At 40.3% G+C, this 2,009-nt stretch carries 1 protein-coding gene and 1 pseudogene; one reads left to right on the plus strand and one right to left on the minus strand.

Translation table 11 applies throughout. The features are described from left to right. Window positions 1–77 precede the first annotated feature (77 nt). Window positions 78–521, plus strand: a pseudogene (locus AAEY93_RS20185) (transposase); the annotation flags it as partial. Between the two features lie 456 nt (window positions 522–977). Here the strand turns inward: AAEY93_RS20185 and AAEY93_RS20190 are convergent. Then, window positions 978–1,469, minus strand: a complete 492-nt coding sequence (locus tag AAEY93_RS20190; protein WP_124014346.1) for a DUF1097 domain-containing protein — start codon at window positions 1,467–1,469, stop codon at window positions 978–980. Between the last annotated feature and the right edge of the window lie 540 nt (window positions 1,470–2,009).

Below are 2,009 nucleotides of genomic sequence, written 5' to 3' on the forward strand. Positions count from 1 at the left end.
TTAAGTGATTTATTACCTTGGCATGCCGATCTAAAAGCTTGATGATATCGGGCTCCACCGCTTAATTGACCGCTTACGCTTGTATGGCTTATGTCGACTTGAATCCTATCCGCGCCAAAATGGCCACCACAGCAGAAACTTCAGACTACACCAGCATTCAACGCCGAATACACTCAGCGATAAAAGGCGAGCAACCAAAAGAGTTACTGCCTTTTGTCGGTAATGAACGTCAGGATATGCCAAATGGCCTGATGTTCAGTGTTAAAGACTATATTGTGCTGGTGGAAGATACAGGGCGAATTATTCGAGAGGATAAGCGTGGTGCAATTAGTGCCAGTAGCCAACATATTCTTAACAGACTCAATATTCCAGCAGAAAACTGGCTGAAAATTACCACTGAGTTTGGGTCATTATTTAAAGGCGCAGTAGGGGCGTTACCGGCATTAACAGAATATTGTGAACATCTAGAACGCAAACGTCGACAAGGCGCATCAAACTGCCTGCGCTGGCTGTGTGCTTAAGGCTTAATCTCTAAATCTAGAACTAACACTAAAACAATACTTTCATTTCCAGCTTGATATCAATCAAGCCACTAGTGCTGCTTTGAATCTGCCGTATTGCTTACTGTTTTTTTATCTAACGCTCAGTTTGTTGATAATTCCCGTTTAATTTATACATTTGAATAGTGCTGAAGGCTATCGCAATCAAAGCTAAAAGCAGTTATGTTAATTCATAATAAAATGGGTGGCTATGTTTTGATCATAATAAAATGGGTGGCTATGTTTTGATCAAAGCTAAAAGCAGTTATGTTAATTCATAATAAAATGGGTGGCTATGTTTTGATATGTTTTGATGTTGCTATGTTTTGATGTTGCTATGTTTTGATGTTTTATAAAATGGGCGGCATGTTTTGTTCTAAGTCTCTAGTGCCTCGTTCAACGTTTGTGTCAGACTCGATTGAGGCATCGAATCTGTGCTTAGATTTCTTTTACGGTTTCATCTTTCAACGATTCAGCTGTTTTAGCCGTTAACGTTATCAATAAGCCGGTTAGTAGGCTCATGCTATAGCCTAGCGCTGCGCCTATAACTAGAGGTGGAATAATTGCTGCGATATCAGCATTTAACGCGAATGTAATACAACAACCAATAAACGTGCCGGGAATAAAAGCGAAGTTTTTATTACTGGCTTGTAAGCACATCATTGCAGTGACAATACCCGTTAATGCATAGCTTATTATTGGCGAACCCAGTACACCACTCCCCGCAATAATTAACCATCCCCAGAATACACCTGAAAGATTGGTCATCATCGCCATCATCATCCCTTTAGCGCCAGATTCAGTTTGAGCAAAAAAAGTACTGCAACCGAGAAAGCCAACCCATGTCACTAGATGAAACACATCAGCAAGACCAGCCCAAATAGCCGCTAATAAACCCGCAGAAATTGCAATTTGCCAACGATGCGCCATTGTTGCTTCTCAATATAAATTTAGAACTGTGAGTTCTAAATTTAGCACAATAAACGAAAATTATGCAGTGTAGCCTTGTAAAACGCGATCAAGTTCGCAAATAATCGCAACTGCTAATGAAACCAAACGTTATGGAACTCGATAAGTGAGTGGCTTATTTGGCTATTGATTCATCTACTTCGTATGTCGTTTAGCGGTTAAATCGTCGTGCGCTTGCAAGTAAAAGGATGCCAACACATATAGAGGCACTCTTGTTGCGAATTCTTTTAAAATAAATAATGTTGCCTGACGCTTTCTAATCCTTTCGAATATCAGTGGCACCTCGACTCAATGGATTTAGGATATGGAGCGACCCAGAAGGCCAAATTTGAGACATTTATCGGCTATCCCACACATAATTAGAGCATCATCTAGAGACAAATAATGTAGACAGCCACTATTAACACGTCGCAATAGTCACTTTCGTCAACTTAAAACGTTATCGTCAGAAGAATGGGTGGCATTTTTAAGAAGTCGTGGCATTCTTAGGCGTCCATTCGT

Source organism: Shewanella sp. CAL98-MNA-CIBAN-0140 (assembly GCF_040309905.1).
Taxonomy (GTDB): Bacteria; Pseudomonadota; Gammaproteobacteria; order Enterobacterales; family Shewanellaceae; genus Shewanella; species Shewanella psychromarinicola.